Source organism: Vibrio sp. 10N.222.52.C12, from assembly GCF_041474215.1.
GTDB classification, from domain to species: Bacteria; Pseudomonadota; Gammaproteobacteria; order Enterobacterales; family Vibrionaceae; genus Vibrio; species Vibrio crassostreae_C.
Map to the genome: position 1 here is coordinate 14,003 of NZ_JBFRTR010000096.1, position 25,641 is coordinate 39,643.

At 43.5% G+C, this 25,641-nt stretch carries 15 protein-coding genes and 1 pseudogene; 9 read left to right on the forward strand and 7 right to left on the reverse strand.

Annotated elements, in window-relative coordinates:
• Positions 1-130: 130 nt before the first annotated feature.
• From AB4623_RS17275 to AB4623_RS17285, 3 genes are all read right to left on the reverse strand, one after another.
• Positions 131-757, reverse strand: a complete 627-nt coding sequence (locus tag AB4623_RS17275) for a bifunctional 4-hydroxy-2-oxoglutarate aldolase/2-dehydro-3-deoxy-phosphogluconate aldolase (RefSeq protein WP_017069898.1) — start codon at positions 755-757, stop codon at positions 131-133.
• A gap of 73 nt (positions 758-830) precedes the next feature.
• On the reverse strand, positions 831-1,763 hold the full coding sequence (locus AB4623_RS17280) for a sugar kinase (RefSeq protein ID WP_017061485.1): 933 nt from the start codon (positions 1,761-1,763) through the stop codon (positions 831-833).
• A gap of 34 nt (positions 1,764-1,797) precedes the next feature.
• Positions 1,798-2,133, reverse strand: a complete 336-nt coding sequence (locus AB4623_RS17285; protein ID WP_009846518.1) for a cupin domain-containing protein — start codon at positions 2,131-2,133, stop codon at positions 1,798-1,800.
• Between the two features lie 333 nt (positions 2,134-2,466).
• Here AB4623_RS17285 and AB4623_RS17290 point away from each other — a divergent pair, with 333 nt between their 5' ends.
• The 3 genes from AB4623_RS17290 (at position 2,467) to AB4623_RS17300 (ending at position 8,072) form a co-directional block, all read left to right on the forward strand.
• Entirely contained in the window at positions 2,467-4,674 is a 2,208-nt protein-coding gene (locus tag AB4623_RS17290; RefSeq protein WP_372147014.1) for a heparinase II/III family protein, read from the forward strand.
• A gap of 2 nt (positions 4,675-4,676) precedes the next feature.
• A complete protein-coding gene (locus AB4623_RS17295; RefSeq protein WP_372147016.1) occupies positions 4,677-6,830 on the forward strand; it encodes a heparinase II/III family protein in 2,154 nt (717 codons plus the stop codon).
• Between the two features lie 525 nt (positions 6,831-7,355).
• Positions 7,356-8,072: a FadR/GntR family transcriptional regulator gene (locus tag AB4623_RS17300; protein ID WP_102332116.1), complete on the forward strand. Its 717-nt coding sequence runs from the start codon at positions 7,356-7,358 to the stop codon at positions 8,070-8,072.
• Between the two features lie 210 nt (positions 8,073-8,282).
• Here AB4623_RS17300 and AB4623_RS17305 read toward each other — a convergent pair whose 3' ends face one another.
• The 4 genes from AB4623_RS17305 to AB4623_RS17320 all read right to left on the reverse strand — a co-directional run bounded on the left by AB4623_RS17305 (position 8,283) and on the right by AB4623_RS17320 (position 11,766).
• Positions 8,283-9,785: a tripartite tricarboxylate transporter permease gene (locus tag AB4623_RS17305; RefSeq protein ID WP_010438351.1), complete on the reverse strand. Its 1,503-nt coding sequence runs from the start codon at positions 9,783-9,785 to the stop codon at positions 8,283-8,285.
• 8 nt (positions 9,786-9,793) lie between these two features.
• Positions 9,794-10,255: a tripartite tricarboxylate transporter TctB family protein gene (locus AB4623_RS17310; RefSeq protein ID WP_010438352.1), complete on the reverse strand. Its 462-nt coding sequence runs from the start codon at positions 10,253-10,255 to the stop codon at positions 9,794-9,796.
• Positions 10,256-10,343: 88 nt separating this feature from the next.
• Positions 10,344-11,270 (reverse strand): tripartite tricarboxylate transporter substrate binding protein, encoded by a 927-nt coding sequence (locus AB4623_RS17315; RefSeq protein WP_010438355.1) that lies wholly within the window; start codon positions 11,268-11,270, stop codon positions 10,344-10,346.
• Between the two features lie 25 nt (positions 11,271-11,295).
• Entirely contained in the window at positions 11,296-11,766 is a 471-nt protein-coding gene (locus AB4623_RS17320; RefSeq protein WP_016785024.1) for a hypothetical protein, read from the reverse strand.
• Between the two features lie 1,140 nt (positions 11,767-12,906).
• Here AB4623_RS17320 and AB4623_RS17325 point away from each other — a divergent pair.
• The 6 genes and pseudogenes from AB4623_RS17325 to AB4623_RS17350 all read left to right on the forward strand — a co-directional run bounded on the left by AB4623_RS17325 (position 12,907) and on the right by AB4623_RS17350 (position 25,307).
• Entirely contained in the window at positions 12,907-14,685 is a 1,779-nt protein-coding gene (locus AB4623_RS17325) for a sodium:solute symporter family transporter (RefSeq protein WP_017061477.1), read from the forward strand.
• A 220-nt stretch (positions 14,686-14,905) separates the two neighbouring features.
• On the forward strand, positions 14,906-16,984 hold the full coding sequence (locus AB4623_RS17330) for a DUF4962 domain-containing protein (RefSeq protein ID WP_017061476.1): 2,079 nt from the start codon (positions 14,906-14,908) through the stop codon (positions 16,982-16,984).
• A gap of 541 nt (positions 16,985-17,525) precedes the next feature.
• Positions 17,526-18,407 (forward strand): NAD(P)-dependent oxidoreductase, encoded by an 882-nt coding sequence (locus AB4623_RS17335; protein WP_004733521.1) that lies wholly within the window; start codon positions 17,526-17,528, stop codon positions 18,405-18,407.
• Between the two features lie 1,048 nt (positions 18,408-19,455).
• The gene (locus AB4623_RS17340; protein ID WP_372147018.1) at positions 19,456-21,327 is read left to right on the forward strand and encodes a methyl-accepting chemotaxis protein; all 1,872 of its coding nucleotides are present in this window, start codon (positions 19,456-19,458) and stop codon (positions 21,325-21,327) included.
• Between the two features lie 238 nt (positions 21,328-21,565).
• A pseudogene (locus AB4623_RS17345) lies at positions 21,566-23,317 on the forward strand (polysaccharide lyase family 7 protein).
• A 421-nt stretch (positions 23,318-23,738) separates the two neighbouring features.
• A complete protein-coding gene (locus AB4623_RS17350; RefSeq protein ID WP_372118022.1) occupies positions 23,739-25,307 on the forward strand; it encodes a polysaccharide lyase family 7 protein in 1,569 nt (522 codons plus the stop codon).
• Positions 25,308-25,641: the final 334 nt, after the last annotated feature.

The window sequence follows — 25,641 nt, forward strand, 5'->3', positions numbered from 1 at the left end:
AGAGAAAGGCGATAAGGTGTGGGGGAAACATAATGTTGATTGAGCGTGTTTTACGGTTAGTCAGCGCAATAAATGACAGATAACAAAAAGCCCCACCGAGGTGAGGCTTCATCACTCAATCTAAAACAGATTAAGCGTTAACGTGATCAACTGCGTCACGAACCAGCTTGCCTAGTTCGTCCCACTTACCTTCGTCGATAAGGTTAGTTGGAACCATCCAAGTACCGCCACACGCAAGTACAGAAGGGATCGATAGGTATTCATCAACATTCTTCAAGCTTACGCCACCAGTAGGCATAAATTTAACAGGGTAAACCGCTGTTAGTGCTTTAAGCATACCAGTGCCGCCAGAAGGCTCAGCAGGGAAGAACTTCAACGTGCGAAGGCCCATTTCCATTGCTTGCTCAACTAGGCTTGGGTTGTTAACACCCGGTACGATTGCAACACCCTTATCGATACAGTATTGAACAGTGCGCGGGTTGAAACCTGGGCTTACGATGAAATCAACGCCAGCTTCGATAGATGCATCAACTTGCTCGTTAGTCAGTACAGTACCTGAACCAATTAGCATGTCTGGGAATTCTTTACGCATGATGCGAATCGCTTCGATTGCACATTCTGTACGAAGCGTGATTTCTGCACATGGCATGCCGTTTTCAACAAGTGCTTTACCTAGAGGGATAGCGTCTTCAGCACGGTTGATAGCGATTACAGGAATTACTTTTAGGTTTGCTAGTTGTTCATTTAATGTAGTCATGAATTCTTTCTCACGTTAAATGTGGGCTTGCTTTCAACTAAGCAAACCCTTGATTAATAGTTAAAGTGCGTAATTATAGAGACAGATCAGGCGTCGCTTCTAGAGGAATGATAGCACCTGGATGCTGAATCACAGTCCCTGCCACAATATGACCTGCCAACGCTGCATCACGTGCATTGCCACCGCTTAAGCGCTTAGCTAGGAAGCCCGCGCTGAACGAGTCGCCAGCCGCTGTAGTATCAACAATGTTGTCTACTGGGTTTGGAGCAACGTACTGAGCGCTTTGGCTTTCAACTACTAAGCAGTCTTTAGCACCACGTTTAATGATGATCTCTTTCACACCAGATTCAGACGTACGTGCAATACACTGTTCAATGCTTTCGTCGCCGTACAACTCTTGCTCGTCATCGAACGTCAGTAGAGCCGTGTCAGTGTACTTAAGCATCTTCAAGTACCAAGAAATCGCTTCTTGTTGACTTTCCCAAAGTTTTGGACGGAAGTTATTGTCGAAGAATACTTGGCCGCCTTGCGCTTTAAATTTGTCTAAGAAGTTGAATAGCTGCGTGCGTCCATTCTCTGTCAAGATAGCAAGCGTAATACCACTTAGGTAAACCGCATCAAAAGAGAATAACTTATCAAGTAGAGCAGGCGTGTCTTCCTGGTCAAACATGAACTTTGCTGCAGCATCATTACGCCAGTAGTGGAAACTGCGTTCACCAGTTTCATCGGTCTCGATGTAGTAAAGCCCTGGTTGTTTGTGATCAAGCTGAGCAATTAAGCTAGTGTCGATACCTTCCGCTTGCCACTTTTCTAACATGTCGGTACTGAATGGGTCAGTGCCTAGCGCTGTTACGTAGCTCGTGTTGATATCTTGCTCTTTTGTTAAGCGAGACAAGTAAAGTGCAGTATTTAGTGTATCGCCACCGAAACTTTGCTTAAGCCCGTCTTGTTTCTTTTGTAGCTCAACCATGCACTCGCCAATGACCGCGATGTTTAATGATTTCATATGCTTACCTTAGCAACTGAGGTTGCGCTGTTTATTATTTTAGGAAATCTTCACGCGCAGGGTTGAAGATATCAAGAAGGATGCTGTCTTGCTCTAGTGCAACAGCACCGTGCATCATGTGTTTACGAGCGAAGTAAGCATCGCCTTCTTTAAGGACTTTCTTTTCGCCTTCAATCTCAGCTTCGAAGCTACCACGAACTACGTAACCGATTTGGTCATGGATTTCGTGAGTATGAGGGTGGCCAATCGCGCCCTTATCAAAACATAGGTGTACTGCCATTAGATCGTCAGTGTAAGCAACGATTTTACGCTTAATGCCGCCACCAAGTTCTTCCCATGGGTTTTCATCTAGGATAAAGAAAGAGTTCATTGTGTATCTCCTAATCTGTTTAAATCTTTTAAGTGTTACTTAACTTGCATCCATCATAAGGGAATGAGCCTAATTGTAATACAATATATCTAAATTTGTGTGATATTGATCAAGCGATACTTTATATAGCGTAAATAAATCAACAACTTAATAAATGGCTAATATTTACCATTAGCCAGCTACATCAATGACTTATGGCTAATTATGTGACTCTACTCATCATTTAGCGACGAATAGGTATAATTAAAGCTCATATTGTATTACTTTATATGGAGTTTGAAAATTTAATCAAAGTTTAAGCAGATAAACTCTTTATTGAGGGTGACAAAGAATATGACGACTAAACCAGTATTGTTGACTGAAGCAGAAATCGAGCAGCTTCATCTTGAAGTGGGCCGTTCTAGCTTAATGGGCAAAACCATTGCAGCGAACGCGAAAGATCTAGAAGCATTCATGCGTTTACCTATTGATGTCCCAGGTCATGGTGAAGCTGGGGGTTACGAACATAACCGCCATAAGCAAAATTACACGTACATGAATCTAGCTGGTCGCATGTTCTTGATCACTAAAGAGCAAAAATACGCTGACTTTGTTACTGAATTACTAGAAGAGTACGCAGACAAATATCTAACGTTTGATTACCACGTACAGAAAAACACCAACCCTACAGGTCGTTTGTTCCACCAAATCCTGAACGAACACTGTTGGTTAATGTTCTCAAGCTTAGCTTACTCTTGTGTTGCTTCAACACTGACACAAGAGCAGCGTGACAACATTGAGTCTCGCATTTTTGAACCCATGCTAGAAATGTTCACCGTTAAATACGCACACGACTTCGACCGTATTCACAATCACGGTATTTGGGCTGTAGCCGCTGTGGGTATTTGTGGTCTTGCTTTAGGCAAACGTGAATACCTAGAAATGTCAGTGTACGGCATTGACCGTAATGATACTGGCGGTTTCCTAGCGCAAGTTTCTCAGTTATTTGCACCTTCTGGCTACTACATGGAAGGTCCTTACTACCACCGTTACGCGATTCGTCCAACGTGTGTGTTTGCTGAAGTGATTCACCGTCATATGCCTGAAGTTGATATCTACAACTACAAAGGCGGCGTGATTGGTAACACAGTACAAGCGATGCTTGCGACGGCTTACCCGAACGGTGAGTTCCCAGCTCTGAATGATGCTTCTCGTACCATGGGTATCACTGACATGGGTGTTCAGGTTGCGGTAAGTGTTTACAGCAAGCATTACTCTTCTGAAAACGGCGTAGACCAAAATATTCTGGGTATGGCGAAGATTCAAGACGCAGTATGGATGCACCCATGTGGTCTTGAGCTATCTAAAGCCTACGAAGCCGCTTCTGCGGAGAAAGAAATCGGCATGCCTTTCTGGCCTAGTGTTGAATTGAATGAAGGCCCTCAAGGTCACAACGGCGCGCAAGGCTTTATCCGCATGCAGGATAAGAAAGGCGACGTTTCTCAACTTGTGATGAACTACGGCCAACACGGCATGGGTCACGGCAACTTTGATACGCTGGGTATTTCTTTCTTCAACCGCGGTCAAGAAGTGCTACGCGAATACGGCTTCTGTCGTTGGGTTAACGTGGAGCCTAAATTCGGCGGCCGCTACCTAGACGAAAACAAATCTTACGCTCGTCAAACGATTGCTCACAACGCAGTCACGATTGATGAAAAATGTCAGAACAACTTTGACGTTGAACGTGCAGACGCTGTACACGGTTTACCACACTTCTTCAAAGTAGAAGACGAGCAAATCAACGGCATGAGTGCATTTGCTAACGATCACTACCAAGGCTTTGACATGCAACGCAGCGTGTTCATGCTAAACCTTGAAGAGATAGAATCTCCGTTATTGTTAGACCTATACCGCTTAGATTCTGAGAAAGGCGGCGAAGGCGAGCATCAATACGACTACTCACACCAATATCAAGGTCAGATTGTTCGCACTAACTTTGAATACCAAGCAAACAAAGAGCTGAACACGCTAGGTGACGATTTCGGTTACCAACACCTATGGAACGTCGCAAGCGGTGAAGTGAAGGGAACAGCAATTGTAAGCTGGCTACAAAACAACACCTACTACACATGGCTAGGTGCAACGTCTAACGACAATGCTGAAGTTATCTTTACTCGCACTGGCGCTAACGACCCAAGCTTCAACCTACGCTCAGAGCCTGCTTTCATTCTACGTAGCAAGGGCGAAACAACACTGTTCGCTTCTGTTCTTGAAACGCACGGTTACTTCAACGAAGAGTTCGAGCAATCAGTCAATGCTCGCGGCGTTGTGAAAGACATCAAGGTTGTCGCGCATACAAATGTAGGTTCAGTCGTCGAAATCAGCACAGAAAAATCAAATGTGACCGTGATGATCAGCAACCAACTTGGTGCGACTGACAACACTGAACACAAGGTAGAACTGAACGGCAAAGTATACAGCTGGACAGGCTTCTACTCAGTAGAGACAACTTTACAAGAAACAAATTCAGAAGAACTTAGCACTGCAAAGCAGGGGAAATAATAATGAGCTATCAACCACTTTTACTTAACTTTGATGAAGCAGCAGAGCTTCGTAAAGAACTTGGCAAGGATAGCCTTTTAGGTAACGCACTGACTCGTGACATTAAACAAACTGACGCGTACATGGCAGAAGTTGGCATCGAAGTACCAGGTCACGGTGAAGGTGGCGGTTACGAGCACAATCGTCACAAGCAAAACTACATCCATATGGATCTAGCGGGTCGTTTGTTCCTGATCACAGAGGAAACAAAGTACCGTGATTACATCGTTGATATGCTAACTGCGTACGCGACGGTATACCCAACATTGGAAAGCAACGTAAGCCGTGACACTAACCCTCCGGGTAAGCTGTTCCACCAAACGTTGAACGAGAACATGTGGATGCTTTACGCTTCTTGTGCGTACAGCTGCATTTACCACACTATCTCTGAAGAGCAGAAGCGTCTTATCGAAGACGATCTTCTGAAGCAAATGATCGAAATGTTCGTTGTTACTTACGCACACGACTTCGATATCGTACACAACCACGGCTTATGGGCAGTGGCGGCGGTAGGTATCTGTGGTTACGCAATCAACGATCAAGAGTCTGTAGACAAAGCGCTTTACGGCCTGAAACTAGACAAAGTAAGCGGCGGTTTCTTAGCGCAACTTGACCAACTGTTTTCGCCAGACGGCTACTACATGGAAGGTCCTTACTACCACCGCTTCTCTCTACGTCCAATCTACCTGTTCGCAGAAGCGATTGAACGTCGTCAGCCTGAAGTTGGTATCTATGAATTCAACGATTCAGTGATCAAGACAACATCTTACTCTGTATTCAAAACCGCATTCCCAGACGGTACATTGCCAGCTCTGAACGATTCATCGAAGACGATCTCTATCAACGATGAAGGCGTTATCATGGCAACGTCTGTGTGTTACCACCGTTACGAGCAGACTGAAACTCTGCTTGGTATGGCTAACCACCAAAAAAACGTTTGGGTTCATGCTTCAGGTAAAACATTGTCTGACGCTGTTGAAGCAGCTGATGAAATCAAACCATTCAACTGGGGTAGCCTGTTCGTTACCGACGGCCCTGAAGGTGAGAAAGGCGGCGTTAGCATTCTTCGTCACCGTGATGAGAAAGACGACGATACCATGGCGTTGATCTGGTTCGGTCAACACGGCAGCGATCACCAGTACCACTCTGCGCTAGACCACGGTCACTACGATGGACTGCACCTAAGTGTATTCAACCGTGGCCACGAAGTGCTGCACGATTACGGCTTCGGTCGCTGGGTAAACGTTGAGCCTAAGTTTGGTGGTCGTTACATTCCAGAGAACAAGTCTTACTGTAAGCAGACGGTTGCTCACAACACAGTAACGGTTGATCAGAAAACGCAGAATAACTTCAACACAGCATTGGCTGAGTCTAAGTTTGGTCAGAAGCACTTCTTCGTAGCAGACGACCAGTCTTTGCAAGGCATGAGCGGCACAATTTCTGAGTACTACACAGGCGTAGACATGCAACGCAGCGTGATTCTTGCTGAACTTCCTGAGTTCGAGAAGCCGTTAGTGATTGATGTTTACCGCATCGAAGCTGACGCTGAGCACCAGTACGATCTTCCCGTTCACCACTCTGGCCAGATCATCCGTACTGATTTCGATTACAACATGGAAAAAACGCTTAAGCCATTAGGTGAAGACAACGGTTACCAACACCTATGGAACGTGGCTTCAGGCAAAGTGAACGAAGAGGGTTCTCTAGTAAGCTGGCTACATGACAGCAGCTACTACAGCCTAGTAACCAGCGCTAATGCGGGCAGCGAAGTGATTTTTGCTCGCACTGGTGCTAACGATCCAGACTTCAATCTTAAGAGTGAACCTGCGTTTATCTTACGTCAGTCTGGTCAAAACCACGTGTTTGCTTCTGTACTAGAAACGCATGGTTACTTTAACGAATCTATCGAAGCCTCTGTAGGCGCTCGTGGTCTAGTTAAATCAGTATCTGTTGTGGGCCATAACAGTGTCGGGACTGTTGTTCGCATTCAGACTACTTCTGGCAACACTTACCACTACGGTATCTCAAACCAAGCTGAAGACACGCAGCAAGCAACTCACACTGTTGAGTTCGCGGGTGAGACATACTCGTGGGAAGGGTCATTTGCTCAACTGTAAATGATCAACACACATACCGTTTAACGATGGTGTGTGCTGATGTGGTGCTTTGCGGGAACGAAGCGCCATATCATGTTCGATTGTAAGGGTGTTCGCATCTAAGTAACTGAACGAAATTAATGTCGATGACAAAGAATATCGGAAATAAGTCAAACCGAGTAACTCGTTGTGAGTTGCTCGGTTTTTTTATGCGTGTAGGACAGAGGCTGATGTAATTTGGGAAGGGGATCTCATTTAATAATCTCTGGCGGTTAATGAATTGCGCTTCTAAAGGTGTACCTTTTTCCCATGGTTTTTCGAGGCTGTGCTGGTGGTTTTCATACCGATACAAAGAGGGTTAGTTTTGAGTACGGATTTATGAGTGATTTAAGATAACGTTTCTCACAGGATGTTTTTTAAATCTCTGATTATAAAAATTTGCAGGTTGTGATTCGTTTGGATTTTACTCAATTGGCTGTAGGTTGAAATACTGTTATAGTAATCCTTAAATAATACATAAACATAACATATAAAATAAGTGAACTTATGATTAGCACTTTTAATTCAATTTCGGGCTCGAAGCGTAGCCTGCACGTGCAAGTAGCGCGTGAAATCGCTCGTGGAATCTTGTCTGGCGATCTGCCGCAAGGTTCTATTATTCCTGGTGAAATGGCGTTATGTGAACAGTTTGGTATTAGCCGAACGGCACTACGTGAAGCAGTTAAACTATTAACTTCTAAAGGTTTGTTAGAGTCCCGCCCGAAAATCGGTACTCGTGTAGTCGACCGCGCATATTGGAACTTTCTTGATCCTCAGCTGATTGAATGGATGGATGGTCTAACCGACATAGATCAATTCTGTTCTCAGTTTTTAGGCCTTCGCCGTGCGATTGAACCTGAAGCGTGCGCACTGGCGGCTAAATTTGCAACGGCTGAACAACGCATTGAACTTTCAGAAATCTTCCAAAAAATGGTAGAAGTGGATGAGGCTGAAGTATTTGATCAAGAGCGTTGGACAGATATTGATACTCGTTTTCATAGCTTGATCTTTAATGCGACAGGTAATGACTTCTACCTGCCATTCGGCAATATCTTGACTACGATGTTCGTGAACTTCATCGTGCACTCTTCTGAAGAAGGAAGCACGTGTATCAATGAACACCGTAGAATCTATGAAGCAATCATGGCTGGTGATAGTGATAAGGCACGAGTTGTGTCTGCTGCACACTTGCAAGATGCCAACCACCGTCTGGCGACGGCGTAATAGAAATAATCTAGAGCGTAGGTAGATGAGTCACCTCATATAGAGATGAACAGCATTACGCTCGGATAAACGACTTAAAAGGGTATGCCAAGTGCATACCTTTTTTGTTGTCTACCGTTTACGAAAATTGGCTGCTTTCATGTATGAAAAAAGCCAGAGACTGTTGTCTCTGGCTTTGAGTTGTTTCAATATTCTAGCTTAAACAAGCGGCTAATCATGATGTTCGTAAGTTTGCTTTTGTTTCTGCTTTTTCTTCATTTTTAACGTTGAATAAACCGAGAATACAGCTAACACGATAAACGCGAGAGCAATAGGACGCTCATAAAGGAAAGACCAACTGCCATCGTACATCAGCAGTGATTTTCTAAGGTTTGTTTCTGCCATTGGCCCTAAGATGATCGCAAGCAGAATCGGTGAAGAAGGGATATCCAGTTTAGTTAAGATAAAGCCAAGTAGACCGAAACCGATTGCAATACCCACATCAAACATCGAGTTGTTAATTGCGTAAGCGCCGACAATTGAAAGGAAGACAATGATTGGAATCATGATGATCTTCGGTACTTCAATGATTCGACAGAAGAAGCGAATACCCAGTAAACCAATCACTAACATCACAAGGTTAGCGACCAACATTGAGCTGAACACGCCATAAACCACTTCGGGGTTTTGGGCGAATAGCAGTGGGCCTGGTGTGAGTCCTTGTACTATAAGTGCACCAAGAAGAACCGCTGCCACGGCATCTCCAGGAACACCTAGTGTTAATAACGGAACTAGCGAGCCACCCGTTACGCCGTTGTTTCCAGATTCAGCGGCTGCAAGGCCACGAACCGAGCCTTTACCAAACTCTTCTGGGTTCTTAGACGAACGTTTTGCTTCGTTGTAACAAACAAATGCAGATATATCAGCACCAGCACCCGGTACCGAGCCGATAGTTGTTCCCATCAAACCACTTTTTATGGCCGTTGGTAGCATTTCTTTGAGATCACTTTTACTTAATAGTTTGTGGTCAAATTTCGGTGCAACGACTTTCTTTTCAGAGAACAGCTTCTCTAGTTGGTTTAATGCCTCAGATAGAGCGAATAAACCAATTAAGACAGGGATGACATTGATTCCGCTGTAAAGATCCATGATGTCAAAAGTAAATCTTGGCACACTGCTGATTGGGTCGAGTCCAACAGTTGAAACCAATAATCCAATGGTTCCCGCAAGTAACCCTTTAAAAATGTTGTTCGAAGAAACACTCGCAATAATCGTTAAACCAAACAGAGCGAGTGCAAAATATTCTGGCGCATTAAAACGCAGTGCAAAGGTCGCTAATTTAGGCGCAATCGCGATGAGGACGATAGTACTTAACAGCCCGCCAATAAATGATGCAACAGCAGAAATACTTAATGCTCTTGCTGCTTGTCCTCTAACAGCCATAGTGTGACCGTCGAGTACACTTGCTGCAGAAGCCGGTGTTCCTGGGGTTTTAAGTAAAATTGCGGCAATTGAGCCACCGTAAATCCCACCAATGTATACACCAATTAACATCACAAGGGCTGAAGTCGGTTCCATGCCAAAGGTAAATGGAAGGAGAATTGCCACGCCCATTGTCGCTGTAAGTCCGGGTAGTGCGCCTAAAATAACGCCGCCCAGTACGCCAAAAACAAGGACAGGAAGCACTGCAAAGCTAACTGCAGTTGCGAGACCATCGATTAGATATTCAAACATATGACCTCCTAAGACCACGTTGCTTCAGGAAGCGCGATGTAGAACACCTCGCCAAATAGATAGTAAACCGCGAACACAAAGACAACGGCGACAACGTAATAGATTGGCTTCTTCACTTTGAAGTAAACGAGGTAGAACATAAATGCAATCAAACTAGCATAAAGGTAGCCAACTACACTGATGAGTAATGCGTAGCCAATAAGAAAAGCAACGCCGAAAATCGACATCTTGCTTATCATCGCTTCTTGTTGTTCAGAGGCACCTTTTAATTTGTGTTGAACGATGAGAACAATACAGATAGCAATTTGGGCAATCACAATCATCATCGGGAAGAATTTTGCATCGACACTTGCATCTTGGTACATCGGACGATCAAATTGAGTGATCAGCGCGAACGCGATTGCGCTAAGGATAATGATGATAGAAGGGAAAACGACGTTTCGGTTTAAGTAAGAGTGAGAGTTAGACATGGAGTTTACCCCTAAAAAGTAAAGCAAGGGAAAGGTACAAACTAGTAACAGAGGCACAACTGATAAAAGCTGTGCCTCTGAACAAAGGTTATTGAATTAATTGAGTCAATGATTTTGTATCTTCTGCAACAAACTCAGTGAAGGCTTTGTCATCAAGATTGTGAATCGTCATTGCACCTTTCGCCATGAAAGTTTTGAACTCTTCACTTGCCATTGCTTCATCAAATGCAGCCCCCAACTTCTCGATTACTGCATCAGGTGTATCTTTTGGAGCACCAATACCGCGCCATGTACCTGTTACTACATCAATGCCTTGCTCTTTCAAAGTAGGAACATCTGGAATGTACTGAATACGTTCTTCAGACATGACACCTAATGCTTTTAGTTGGCCTGAACGAAGTTGAGCGATAGCTTCACCAGGAGTAACCATAGTGACGTCTGTGTGATGGCCTAGTACAGCAGGAATTGCTTCTGATGCACCGTTGTAAGGGATAGCGTTTAATTTAATGCCTTGATCTTTTTCAAGAGACATTAGGTAGAAGTTTGGCGCAGCGGTTGAAGCGAATTTTACGCTGCCTGGTTTTTCTTTGGCTTCCTTAATCAGGTCGTTAATCGTGTTGTATGGGCTATCTGCTGCAACCAATACGACCGCAGGATCTAAGTTAACTAAACGAATGAGTTTAAAGTCGTCAGCGGTATGACGCATCAAACCCATTTGAGGAAGTGAAGCGATTTCACGTGTTACTACTGTTAATGTGTAACCATCCGCACGCTGCTGAGCACCAAAGCTCATCCCAACTGCGCCTGCGCCACCAGTACGGTTCATGATTGAAATATTTTGCCCAAGAATGTCTTTCGCGCTATTTGCAAGAGTACGACCAACGGCATCGGTGCCGCCGCCCGCGCCAAATGGCACAACTAAGCGAATGTTTTTGCTTGGATAGTCAGCTGCAATTGACGTTGCAGAAACAAGTATACCGGCTGCTAGCATAATGGATTTTAATAGTTTACTCATAATAAGTACCTTCTGTTTCTAATTATTAGCGATATGTTTTTGTAGGGTTTTCTGCTTTTTCTGTTTGGTATTCGTGCATTGCTAACTGTTCAATAGCTACCGCTATCCAGCCACTGATCAGCATGTCATACCATTGTTGTACACCACTGCAGGCAACAACCACGTTTCCGTAAACAAACGAACCATAAAACAGTAAGTCTTCGTCACGTAGTGAAGATGGGTGTTGGGAGTGCAGTGTTAGATTGCTTGTCGATTCTCGCCACGCTTGTTGTGCTTTCTTACGGGCAAGGTGATCAAACTTGATTGTCCAGTTGTCAGGAGCTCCTAACGACTCTTCATATAGAATGGCGTCTTCAAAAGAGGCTTCCCAAGGCTTGAGGTGTGGATTCATAACGACAATATGCAGTTCTTTTCTATTCGTTCTTTCAAACAGCTTGTCGATAGAGGGTTTAACGATATCGATAGCGTCTTGAGTGATATCTTTCATTGATCGCATTCCATATGTCCTTACGTTTGGTAGATGAATATAGAATATTGTATGACAATAATTCTTCAATTAACGATGACTTGGAAGCGGGGAGCGGTCACAAGTGAAAGTCTTCTAACAAGACTTCGATCTTGTTTTGACCATATTCTGGCGGAAATAGTGTGATTCTGGTCTTTTTTTGAGCTGGGTGTAAATGGACACAGATCCAGTTTTATTTTGGCTGATTTCCTAGATATAAACTCACCACCATATGCTCGCCGTTCTGTTAATTCATATGGGAGAAAATTTTGGCTTGATAATCGATCGTCCTATAACACAACGAGTTATATGCGAACATGTCAGCGGCTCACCTGCAAGACGCTAACCACCGTTAAGCTAAACGCGTGTTTCAACTATTATGTGAACCACTTAAACGTCCCGATGAACCATTTATAGGTTCATCAAAACCAGTCAAAAAGGTATACCAAGTGAATGCTTTTTTTGTTTTTAAGAAGTGTGTTGCACCATGTGTAGCACGGTTTTGGTTCACTCCCGATTAACTCTTTCTTAAGGCAATTTTTCTTGTATACGTTTAGCGGTAGTTCTTTTTACCATCGTAATTAAGAGAATATTGCGGCGAGATTTGTGTTTTAGACACTCGATCTCTCCTCAAATAATTATGCACCATCCATGATTTTTCATTTTTTATCTTTTGAATCCATCATCATCTCAACAAGATATGTGGCTTCTATATTGAGTAACTTACGTAGAATTCTAATAGAATTAGCTACTCTCAATTGATATAAAACACTGGTTTATTGTGTGATAAATGAGGGTGATTCAGCTCTGATTTGGCTTTTATTATTTTTGAGAATTTTATATTTATATGTGTTTGGTTGTATTTGTTAATAAGTGTGCAAAGTCTCGCTTTTTTATAAGTCTTTGATTTTAATGGGTGTGATGTTCTTTGGTCTTGGTTTTTTGAGTTTTCATCTCAAACACCAGTAATTTCCTTAATGGATTGGCCATATTCCATCCTATGTCATATATATAATTAACTTAATCAATCAAAATAAGATCGCCATCACTTATTTGGATTATTGTACTACAAATAAAGTTTGAGATTTCCTATAGTCCTCGTAACAAAATACAACGGACAAAGGATACACGATGGAACTCAACACGATTATTGTCGGCATTTATTTCCTATTCTTGATTGCGATAGGTTGGATGTTTAGAACATTTACAAGTACCACCAGTGACTACTTCCGCGGGGGCGGTAACATGTTGTGGTGGATGGTTGGTGCAACCGCCTTTATGACCCAGTTTAGTGCATGGACATTCACCGGTGCGGCAGGTAAAGCGTATAACGATGGTTTTGCAGTAGCGGTCATCTTCGTAGCCAACGCATTTGGTTACTTCATGAACTTCGCATATTTTGCTCCAAAGTTCCGTCAACTACGTGTAGTAACGGTAATCGAAGCAATTCGTATGCGTTTCGGTGCGACTAACGAACAAGTGTTCACTTGGTCTTCAATGCCAAACAGTGTTGTTTCTGCCGGTGTATGGTTAAACGCACTAGCAATCATCGCTTCTGGTATCTTCGGTTTCGACATGACAGCAACTATCTGGATTACCGGTTTGGTTGTATTGGCAATGTCTGTAACGGGTGGTTCATGGGCGGTAATTGCATCTGACTTTATGCAGATGGTTATCATCATGGCAGTAACCGTGACATGTGCTGTTGTTGCTGTTGTTCAAGGTGGCGGTGTTGGTGAAATCGTGAATAACTTCCCTGTAGCGGAAGGCGGTTCTTTCCTTTCTGGTAACAACATTAACTACTTAAGCATCTTCAGCATTTGGGCATTCTTCATCTTCGTGAAGCAGTTCTCTATTACTAACAACATGCTTAACTCTTACCGTTACCTAGCGGCTAAAGACTCAAAGAACGCGAAGAAAGCAGCGCTACTAGCGTGTGTGCTAATGCTTTGTGGTGTATTTATCTGGTTCATGCCTTCTTGGTACATTGCAGGTCAAGGTGTCGACCTAGCAGCAGCTTACCCAGAAGCAGGTAAGAAAGCGGGTGACTTTGCCTACCTATACTTCGTACAAGAGTACATGCCAGCAGGTATGGTTGGCCTTCTAGTTGCGGCGATGTTTGCAGCGACAATGTCTTCAATGGATTCTGGTCTAAACCGTAACTCGGGTATCTTTGTTAAGAACTTCTATGAACCAATCGTTCGTAAAGGTACGGCTAGCGAAAAAGAACTAGTAACGGTTTCTAAGATTACTTCTGCCGTGTTTGGTATTGCTATCATCCTTATTGCACAGTTCATCAACTCGCTTAAAGGTTTGAGCCTGTTCGATACCATGATGTATGTAGGCGCACTGATCGGCTTCCCAATGACAATTCCTGCATTCCTTGGCTTCTTTATTAAGAAGACTCCGGACTGGGCTGGTTGGGGTACGCTAGTGGTTGGTGGTTTTGTTTCTTACTACGTGGGTTTCGTTGTTAACGCTGAAATGGTGTCTTCAATCTTCGGTCTAGAAGAGCTAACAAGCCGTGAATGGTCTGATGTTAAGGTTGCTATCGGTCTGATTGCTCACATTACGCTGACAGGTGGTTTCTTCATCCTATCAACTCTGTTCTACAAGCCATTAACTGAGAAGCGTCAAGCAGACGTTGATAAGTTCTTCGGTAACCTGTCTACTCCATTAGTTGCGGAGTCAGCAGAACAGAAAGTACTGGATAACAAACAGCGTGAAATGCTTGGTAAACTGATTGCGGTAGCGGGTGTCGGTATCATGCTAATGGCTCTACTCACTAACCCAATGTGGGGACGTCTAGTCTTCATACTTTGTGGTGTGATTGTTGGTGGTGTTGGTGTGCTATTGGTTAAAGCGGTCGATGACGGCGGCAAGCAAGCGAAAGCAGTAACTGAAAGCTAATACATAGAAAACGATTATAATAGAATGCGACGACTCGAAAGGGCGTCGCATTTTTTTTGCTCTGCGAAACGGAAAAACGGTCAGGTGGAAGATATCTGACCTAAATCACGAAAACTGTACAAAATGGTTCAATCGAACCGAAATAGATTTAATTGTCCTACAATAAGACGTATATTATTGCTAATTCCTTTCAATCAACTTGAAAAATAAGTGAGTTAGAATGAGCGACCAAAAATCTCTTGATGCAATCAGGAAGATGAAGCTGGAGAATGATACTTCAGCAGGTAATCTTGTAGACCTACTCCCTATCGAAGTACAGAAACGTGACTTCGACCTATCATTCCTAGACAACTTGAGCGAAGCACGTCCACGTCTTCTTGTTCAAGCAGATCAGTTAGAAGAATTCAAAGCGAAAGTGAAAGCTGATGAAGCTCACTGCATGTTTGATGATTTCTACAATAACTCGACAGTTAAGTTCCTTGAGACTGCTCCTTTCGAAGAGCCTCAAGCGTACCCAGCTGACACGGTAGGCAAAGCTTCTCTATGGCGTCCTTACTGGCGTCAAATGTACGTTGATTGCCAAATGGCACTAAACGCGACACGTAACCTAGCAATTGCTGGTGTTGTGAAAGAAGACGAAGCGCTAATTGCTAAAGCAAAAGCTTGGACTCTAAAACTGTCTACGTACGATCCAGAAGGCGTGACTTCTCGTGGCTATAACGATGAAGCGGCTTTCCGTGTTATCGCGGCTATGGCTTGGGGTTACGACTGGCTACACGGCTACTTCACAGATGAAGAACGTCAGCAAGTTCAAGATGCTTTGATTGAGCGTCTAGACGAAATCATGCACCACCTGAAAGTGACGGTTGATCTATTGAACAACCCACTGAACAGCCACGGTGTTCGTTCTATCTCTTCTGCTATCATCCCAACGTGTATCGCGCTTTACCACGATCACCCGAAAGCAGGCGAGTACATTGCATACGCACTAGAATACTACGCAGTACACTACCCACCATGGGGCGGTGTAGACGGCGGTTGGGCTGAAGGTCCTGACTACTGGAACACGCAAACTGCATTCCTAGGCGAAGCATTCGACCTATTGAAAGCATACTGTGGCGTAGACATGTTCAACAAAACATTCTACGAAAACACAGGTGATTTCCCGCTTTACTGCATGCCTGTTCACTCTAAGCGCGCGAGCTTCTGTGACCAGTCTTCAATCGGTGATTTCCCAGGTCTAAAACTGGCTTACAACATCAAGCATTACGCAGGTGTTAACCAGAAGCCTGAGTATGTTTGGTACTACAACCAACTGAAAGGCCGTGATACTGAAGCACACACCAAATTCTACAACTTCGGTTGGTGGGACTTCGGTTACGATGATCTTCGCTTTAACTTCCTTTGGGATGCACCTGAAGAGAAAGCACCATCGAATGACCCACTGTTGAAAGTATTCCCAATCACGGGTTGGGCTGCATTCCACAACAAGATGACTGAGCGTGATAACCATATTCACATGGTATTCAAATGTTCTCCGTTTGGCTCAATCAGCCACTCTCACGGTGACCAAAACGCATTCACGTTGCATGCATTCGGTGAAACGCTAGCGTCAATCACTGGCTACTACGGTGGTTTCGGTGTTGATATGCACACTAAATGGCGTCGTCAAACGTTCTCTAAGAACCTTCCACTATTTGGCGGTAAAGGTCAGTACGGCGAGAACAAGAACACGGGCTACGAAAACCACCAAGATCGCTTCTGTATCGAAGCGGGCGGCAACATCTCTGATTTCGACACTGAATCTGATGTGAAGATGGTTGAGGGTGATGCAACGGCATCTTACAAGTACTTCGTTCCTGAAATTGAATCTTACAAGCGTAAGGTCTGGTTTGTTCAAGGTAAAGTATTCGTAATGCAAGACAAGGCAACGCTTTCTGAAGAGAAAGACATGACTTGGCTAATGCACACAACTTTCGCAAACGACGTGGCAGACAAGTCTTTCACTATCCGTGGCGAAGTTGCGCACCTAGACGTAAACTTCATCAACGAGTCTGCTGATAACATCACGTCAGTTAAGAACGTTGAAGGTTTTGGCGAAGTTGACCCATACGAGTTCAAAGATCTTGAAATCCACCGTCACGTTGAAGTGGAATTCAAGCCATCAAAAGAGCACAACATCCTTACGCTTCTTGTTCCTAATAAGAACGAAGGCGAGCAAGTTGAAGTGTCTCACAAGCTTGAAGGCAACACGCTAATGCTAAATGTTGATGGTGAAACGGTTTCAATCGAACTGTAATTCGCTGAAGCAACAGAAGCTAGATACTAAAAACTCCGAGTGAAAGCTCGGAGTTTTTTTGTTTGCACAGAACAGGCAGTAGCCTACGAGGTGGGAAGAGGTTGCGTTGGTTAGTTAGAGGCTAAGTAGCAAGAGTGCCAGGCTTAGTAAGTGGCGACAAAACTTGGTTTAAAACCCGTGTTCAGTAAACCTTACTAAGTCTAGGGCAGTGACTGTCTTCCAATAATTTGTCAACTACTGACAGTGGGCAGCCTTAATCTTGTCTGAAAAAAGGGACGGCAGGTTAATAATCGTTATTGGAGTGGCTTATTCTCATTAATCGTATGACATTTAGAGTGCATTATTTCATCAATAGGTTATTTTTTGATTGGGATATCGCTCTTGTAAGTACAAAGCGTGACCATATTTTCTCGTAAAGTGAATCCCCGTCACAACTTGCGTCTAAGCATTGAAGGATTACCCTAAAACTATTGCGTAACGGAAAAGACGTCGTTATTATAATGACCATATAATCATACAATACTATATTTGGAGTTTGAACATGACTAAACCTGTAATCGGTTTCATTGGCCTAGGTCTTATGGGCGGCAACATGGTTGAAAACCTACAAAAGCGCGGCTACCACGTAAACGTAATGGATCTAAGCGCTGAAGCTGTTGCTCGCGTTACAGATCGCGGCAATGCGACTGCATTCACTTCTGCTAAAGAACTAGCTGCTGCAAGTGACATCGTTCAGTTTTGTCTTACAACTTCAGCTGTTGTTGAAAAAATCGTTTACGGCGAAGACGGCGTTCTAGCTGGCATCAAAGAAGGCGCAGTATTAGTAGACTTCGGTACTTCTATCCCTGCTTCTACTAAGAAAATCGGCGCAGCTCTAGCTGAAAAAGGCGCGGGCATGATCGACGCACCTCTAGGCCGTACTCCTGCACACGCTAAAGATGGTCTTCTGAACATCATGGCTGCTGGCGACATGGAAACTTTCAACAAAGTTAAACCTGTTCTTGAAGAGCAAGGCGAAAACGTATTCCACCTAGGTGCTCTAGGTTCTGGTCACGTTACTAAGCTTGTAAACAACTTCATGGGTATGACGACTGTTGCGACTATGTCTCAAGCTTTCGCTGTTGCTCAACGCGCTGGTGTTGATGGCCAACAACTGTTTGACATCATGTCTGCAGGTCCATCTAACTCACCATTCATGCAATTCTGTAAGTTCTACGCAGTAGACGGCGAAGAGAAGCTAGGTTTCTCTGTTGCTAACGCTAACAAAGATCTTGGTTACTTCCTTGCTCTTTGTGAAGAGCTAGGTACTGAGTCTCTAATTGCTCAAGGTACTGCAACTAGCCTACAAGCTGCTGTTGACGCAGGAATGGGTAACAACGACGTACCAGTAATCTTCGACTACTTCGCTAAACTAGAGAAGTAATCGACGTACGACCTCGCTAGGGTATTGCCTGTCTTTTTAGGCGGCGATACCTCAGCGAGGTTCGTTTTTATCTGCCATACCCAACCCTTTGTTCCCTCGTTAAACTCTTCTACTTCTACTTCCTCAGCTACACCTACTCAAAACTCTGTTCAACTTTGTTACTGCCTCAATTCCTATTTTTGTTTCTATATCTATATCTATATCTATATCTATTTGTAAATTCAAAGCCTTCTAGCACCAACTCACTCACTTTTCCTCGCAAGCTTAAACCAGTGCACTTAACTGATTGTTGGCGATGGCTTAACACCGCTCGTATATCGGGTCTGAAAAGAAAGTAAAAAAAACCCACACAGCTGGTGACTGTATGGGCATGTTCGGACGAGCCGTCTGGAAAAACAAATGATCAATAGAAAGTGAAAAAACGAATAACGAGATCCCCCGACAGTTTCTACGTTAAACGAGTTCAATGACCTTAAAGCGGCTGCTTCAATTATCACTTTGAACTGAACAAAAGCATCCAGAAAGAACTTAAGTTATGATTCAAATACACCATAACTTAAGGCTTATTGTATTACAAATAAATTTTAAGATTGAATGCCTTGAGTGAATGGTTAGTTGGTAGAAGTGTGAGTTAAGACTCATTTTTGCATACTATTAGGTAGCGTGGGACAGTAAAATCTGGTGATGATAATTATCGACAGAAATATGACTTTTCACTATGAAATTGGACGTTTTACAAATTTATAGTGATTTTATTCAATGAGATGAAAGTCAAAACGCATAAATGATAACTATGTCACAGGGCTATTTTAGCCAGTTTTAATATATCAAGATTGCTCACAGAATGATCGGTCAATTAAGCATACAATATTAATTAAATTGGTGGTTGTGACGATGGAACGGCATGAATAAAATCCGCTTCTCGTATCTTCGAAAATGTAAAAAGTGACCATTTCATTCGGATAAAAATAATAGACATAGGTTGATGTGGATGATGAGTTTTATGAATTCAAAATTGTCTCTAGGGTTTAAAGGAAAATTGATTTTAATGGTAGCGATTGTCAGTTCCAGTGCTTTGGCATTTACGAACTGGTTTACGCTTAACTTGGCCACTGAACAGGTAAACCAAACGATTTATAACGAGATTGATCACTCGCTTACGATAGAAATTAATCAAATAGAAAATACCGTTCAGCGCACCATCGATACCGTTAACTCTGTTGCACAAGAGTTCATGAAATCCCCATACCAAGTGCCGAATGAAGCACTCATGCATTATGCTGCAAAGCTGGGTGGCATTGACAAGATTGTGGTGGGTTTTGACGACGGCCGTTCTTATACCTCTCGCCCTTCAGAGTCTTTTCCTAACGGTGTAGGGATAAAAGAAAAATACAATCCAACCGTTCGACCTTGGTATCAACAAGCCAAATTGAAATCAGGCTTATCTTTTAGTGATCTGTTTTTCACTAAGAGTACTCAAGTGCCTATGATCGGTGTGACCTACTCATACCAAGATCGTGTCATCATGGCCGACATACGTTTTGACGATTTGGAAACTCAGCTTAAACAGCTGGACAGTATCTACGAAGCCAAAGGCATTATTATCGACGAGAAAGGGATGGTGGTCGCTTCAACAGTCGAAAACGTACTTCCACAGAGCAATATATCTTCTGCTGACGCCTTAATGAAACTCAATGAAGCTATTGAACTACCTGACCAATTCATTGAAGGTATGATTGATGGTAATCAGCGAATCTTGATGGCTAAGAAGGTCGATATTGGCAGCCAGAAAGAATGGTACATGATATCTAGTATCGATCCTGAACTCGCGCTCAATCAGTTGAATGGCGTGATGTCGAGTGCGCGTATCCTTATCGTGGCATGTGTGCTTGGCTCGGTGATATTGATGATTTTACTGCTGAATCGCTTCTACCGCCCAATCGTGTCACTGAGAAAAATCGTCCACGATCTATCTCAAGGTAACGGAGACCTGACTCAAAGGCTTGTTGAGAAGGGGAATGATGACTTAGGGCATATCGCCAAAGACATCAACTTGTTCATCATTGGTCTGCAAGAGATGGTTAAGGACGTCAAATTTAAGAACTCGGATCTCGATACTAAGGTACTGAGTATTCGTGAAGGTTGTAAAGAAACCAGCGATGTACTGAAAGTTCACACTGATGAAACGGTTCAAGTGGTCTCTGCAATTAACGGCTTATCTGAAGCATCAAACGAAGTCGAGAAGAGTTCTCAGTCGGCGGCAGAAGCAGCAAGAGAGGCCGCTGTGTTCAGTGATGAGACGAAACAAATTAACACCGTGACGGAAACCTATATCAGTGATCTTGAGAAGCAAGTCTGCACCACCTCTGATGATATTCGCTCAATGGCGAATGAAACGCAGAGCATCCAGTCTATCGTGTCTGTGATTGGAGGAATTGCGGAACAAACTAATTTGCTGGCATTGAATGCGTCAATTGAAGCGGCGAGAGCGGGTGAGCATGGCCGAGGTTTCGCGGTGGTTGCTGATGAAGTCCGTGCGTTAGCCAACCGAACTCAAATCAGTACTTCTGAAATTGATGAAGCGCTGTCTGGCTTGCAGTCTAAATCAGATGGTTTGGTTAAATCGATTGAGTTGACCAAAAGTAACTGTGAAATGACGCGTGCCCAAGTGGTTCAAGCGGTAAATATGTTGGCCAAGCTAACGGAACAGATGGAAACGGTAAGTCGTTTTAATAACGATATTTCGGGTTCGTCTGTTGAGCAGAACGCCCTTATTCAGAGCATTGCTAAGAACATGCATAAGATTGAAAGCTTTGTTGAGGAGCTTAATAAGCTAAGCCAAGATCAACTGACAGAGTCGGCTGAAATCAAAACACTGAATGGCAGCGTTAGCGAGCTAATGAGTAGCTTTAAAGTCTAACGTTTCTATTAATAAACACTAAAAATCAATGTTTTAATTGTGGCTTTTAGCCTGAGAGCCACTCCAAACCTGTCGAGTTTAGAGTGGCCTTTCTGCGTTGTTTTTGTCTCTAAATCCTCGGTAGCGCCACCTCATATCACCTCATTTGTCGCATCTCACATTATGATAAATAGATAATTAACATAAAATAGTACAAATATATCTTATCACTCTACTCTTATGGATAAGTGAGATAAATGTGAATAAGCCAACCCTCATCGTCGCTCTCGCTTCACTCACCTATGGCTGCGGTTGAAGCAGTTCAAATAGCTCAAGTGATAGCGATGACCCTTCTGATAACACCAGTCCAGGAACGTCTTATGGCGTTGTTGCGCCTTATGATATTGCTAAGTATCAAAACATCCTCTCCAGTTCTGACCTTCAGGTATCGGATCCTAACGGCACAGAGGGCAACAAAACCTCTGAAGTGAAAGATGGCGATTTCGATGGTTACATCAGTAATTACTTTTACGCAGATGAAGAGACGGAAAACCTAATTTTTAAAATGGCGAACTATAAGATGCGTTCTGAGGTTCGTGAGGGAGAAAACTTCGATATCAATGAAACGGGTGTAAGACGAAGCTTGTATGCGGAAATAAGCTTACCTGATATCGAGCATGCAATGGCGAGTTCACCTGCCGACCATGATGAAGTGACGTTGCTGCAGATACACAATAAGGGGACTGATGAGAGTGGCACCGGTTACATTCCTCATCCATTATTGCGTGTGGTATGGGAGCAGGAGAGGGACGGCCTTACCGGTCATTATTGGGCGGTCATGAAGAGCAATGCGATTGATTGTAGCAGTGCGGCTGACTCTTCGGATTGTTATGCCACGTCATACAATCGCTACGATTTAGGTGAGGCGGAATTGGACAGTTTTACCAAATTTGATCTTTCTGTTTATGAGAACACACTGTCGCTCAAAGTGAATGATGAAGTAAAAGTGAATCAAGACATCGCTTACTGGCAGCATTTATTGAGCTACTTCAAAGCGGGTATCTATAACCAATTTGAGAATGGTGAAGCGATTGCTTACTATCAGGCGTTGAGATACACCACGACTCAAATCGATGGATCAAACGATTGGGACATTAATGATTGGAAGCTGACTATTCCACCGAGTAAGAATGATTGGTATGGAAGCGGTGGTGACAGTGCTGCTGAGTTAGAACCAGAACGTTGTGAATCGAGTAAAGATCTTCTTTCAAATGACAGCGATGTGTACGACAGTGATATTGATCTTTCTTACTTCAATACTGATGAAGGAAGAATGCACTTTAGAGCGGATATGGGATACGGCACCTCTACCCAAAACTCTAGCTATATTCGCTCTGAGCTCAGGGAGTTGTATCAAAGCAGTGTTCAACCGGATTGTAGCACCAGCGATGAAGATACAAGTTGGTATTTGGACGACACTAGAACGAACGCTACCAGTCACGAGTTAACCGCAAGCTTGCGAATTGAAGATTACCCGAACATCAACAATCAAGATCCAAAAGTGGTACTTGGACAAATCCATGGTTGGAAGATCAATCAAGCATTGGTGAAACTGTTATGGGAAGGCGAGAGTAAGCCAGTAAGAGTGATACTGAACTCTGATTTTGAGCGCAACAACCAAGACTGTGATCATTGTGACCCGTTCAGTGTCGAGTTAGGGACTTATTCGGCAAGTGAAGAGTGGCGATATACGATTCGAGCCAATCAAGAAGGTATCTACTTGGCGACTCATGATTTAGATGGAACCAACACCGTTTCTCATTTAATCCCTTGGGGACAAGATTACACAGATAAAAATGGGGACACGGTCTCGTTGACGTCAGATTGGACATCGACAGACATCGCTTTCTATTTCAAAGCGGGCATCTATCCGCAGTTTAAGCCTGATAGCGACTATGTGGGTGAAGTGTTTGATGTGAGCTTTAGTTCTCTAAGAGCAGAGCATAACTGAGTTCTCTGATGTTTGATGAGCCATGTCGGTAATGAGGAAGACCATATTGATACCTACAATGTGGTCATTTTTGTTTTTGGACACTTACAGTGATGTGTTTGGAAGGACAAATATTTTGCCCGAACCCTGAAAATACACACGATTACAGCTCGCTTGTTCTGGCCTTGCTATCTCATTTCGTATTCTCAATTCTTATATATTGTTTTTTATCAATAGGAAATGTGATCCAGTTAAAGTATGGAAAAATCGGAAAGTGTTCCTAGTCTCATTTATCCAACGAAGCGTTTTATTTGTATTATAAGATTACGTAATATTTTCATGTTATCGCAAATACTGATAGGTGAATCGCCTTATAGCTCGTGTTTGCTGATTTAGCTTTCACTTACGAACGCTGTCTTTGTATTATAATAATGGATTAAATATGAAACAAATTACTCTAAAAACTTTACTCGCTTCTTCTATTCTACTTGCGGTTGGTTGTGCGAGCACGAGCACGCCTACTGCTGATTTTCCAAATAACAAAGAAACTGGTGAAGCGCTTCTGACGCCAGTTGCTGTTTCCGCTAGTAGCCATGATGGTAACGGACCTGATCGTCTCGTTGACCAAGACCTAACTACACGTTGGTCTTCAGCGGGTGACGGTGAGTGGGCAATGCTAGATTATGGTTCAGTTCAAGAATTTGACGCTGTTCAAGCATCTTTCAGTAAAGGTAATGAGCGCCAATCTAAGTTTGATATCCAAGTGAGTGTCGATGGTGAAACCTGGACGACGGTACTTGAGAACCAACTGAGTTCTGGTAAAGCTATCGGTCTTGAGCGTTTCCAATTTGAGCCTGCGGTAAAAGCACGTTACGTAAGATATGTTGGTCACGGCAACACCAAAAACGGTTGGAACAGTGTGACAGGATTAGCCGCAGTTAACTGTAGCATTAACGCATGTCCTGCTAGCCATATCATCACTTCAGACGTGGTAGCAGCAGAAGCAGTTATTATCGCTGAAATGAAAGCGGCAGAAAAAGCACGTAAAGCAGCGCGTAAAGATCTACGCTCTGGTAACTTCGGCGTAGCAGCGGTTTACCCTTGTGAGACGTCAGTTGAATGTGATACTCGCAGCGCACTACCTGTTCCGACAGGCCTACCAGCAACACCAGTTGCAGGTAATGCACCGAGCGAAAACTTCGACATGACTCATTGGTACCTGTCTCAGCCATTCGATCATGACAAAAACGGCAAGCCTGATGATGTGTCTGAGTGGAACCTTGCAAACGGTTACCAGCACCCAGAAATCTTCTACACAGCGGACGATGGCGGCCTAGTATTCAAGGCTTATGTGAAAGGTGTACGTACCTCTAAAAACACTAAGTACGCACGTACTGAGCTTCGTGAGATGATGCGTCGTGGTGACCAGTCTATCAGTACGAAAGGTGTTAACAAGAACAACTGGGTATTCTCAAGTGCACCTGAATCTGATTTAGAAGCTGCGGCAGGTATCGATGGCGTTCTAGAAGCGACATTGAAAATCGACCACGCGACAACAACGGGTAATGCGAATGAAGTAGGTCGCTTTATCATTGGTCAGATTCACGATCAAAACGATGAGCCGATTCGTTTGTACTACCGTAAATTGCCAAACCAACCAACGGGCGCAGTTTACTTTGCACACGAAAGCCAAGACGCAACAAAAGAGGATTTCTACCCTCTAGTGGGCGATATGACGGCTGAAGTGGGCGAAGATGGTATCGCGCTTGGTGAAGTGTTCAGCTACCGCATTGATGTTAAAGGCAACACGATGACGGTTACACTAATGCGTGAAGGCAAAGATGACGTTGTACAAGTGGTTGACATGAGCAACAGCGGCTACGACGTTGGCGGCAAGTACATGTACTTCAAAGCCGGTGTTTACAACCAAAACATCAGCGGCGACCTAGACGATTACTCACAAGCGACTTTCTACCAACTAGACGTATCGCACGATCAGTATCAGGAATAATGAATAAGTTGAATTTACAACTAAAATGGCAGCTATTATTAGCTGCCATTTTTTCATTACCGATAGGACTACTTTTATTTAATCCTAAGGCTTCGCTCTACAAGTTTTGGGTTTTAGGATACTTCGTCAATAAAAAAGGTTCATCGCGGATTAGCGGGAACTAAAAAAAACGGTAGTAAGTGATATGGTTTAGTCGCCAAACAAAAATCATACACAAACTACCGTTTTCATGCCGAATCATACTTTCCTATCTTCATTCTGGGAAGGCTTTCAAATAGTAAAGTCTCACCAGACAGCATCACTTATTACCCTGACTCTTAAACCTAACTCTGAG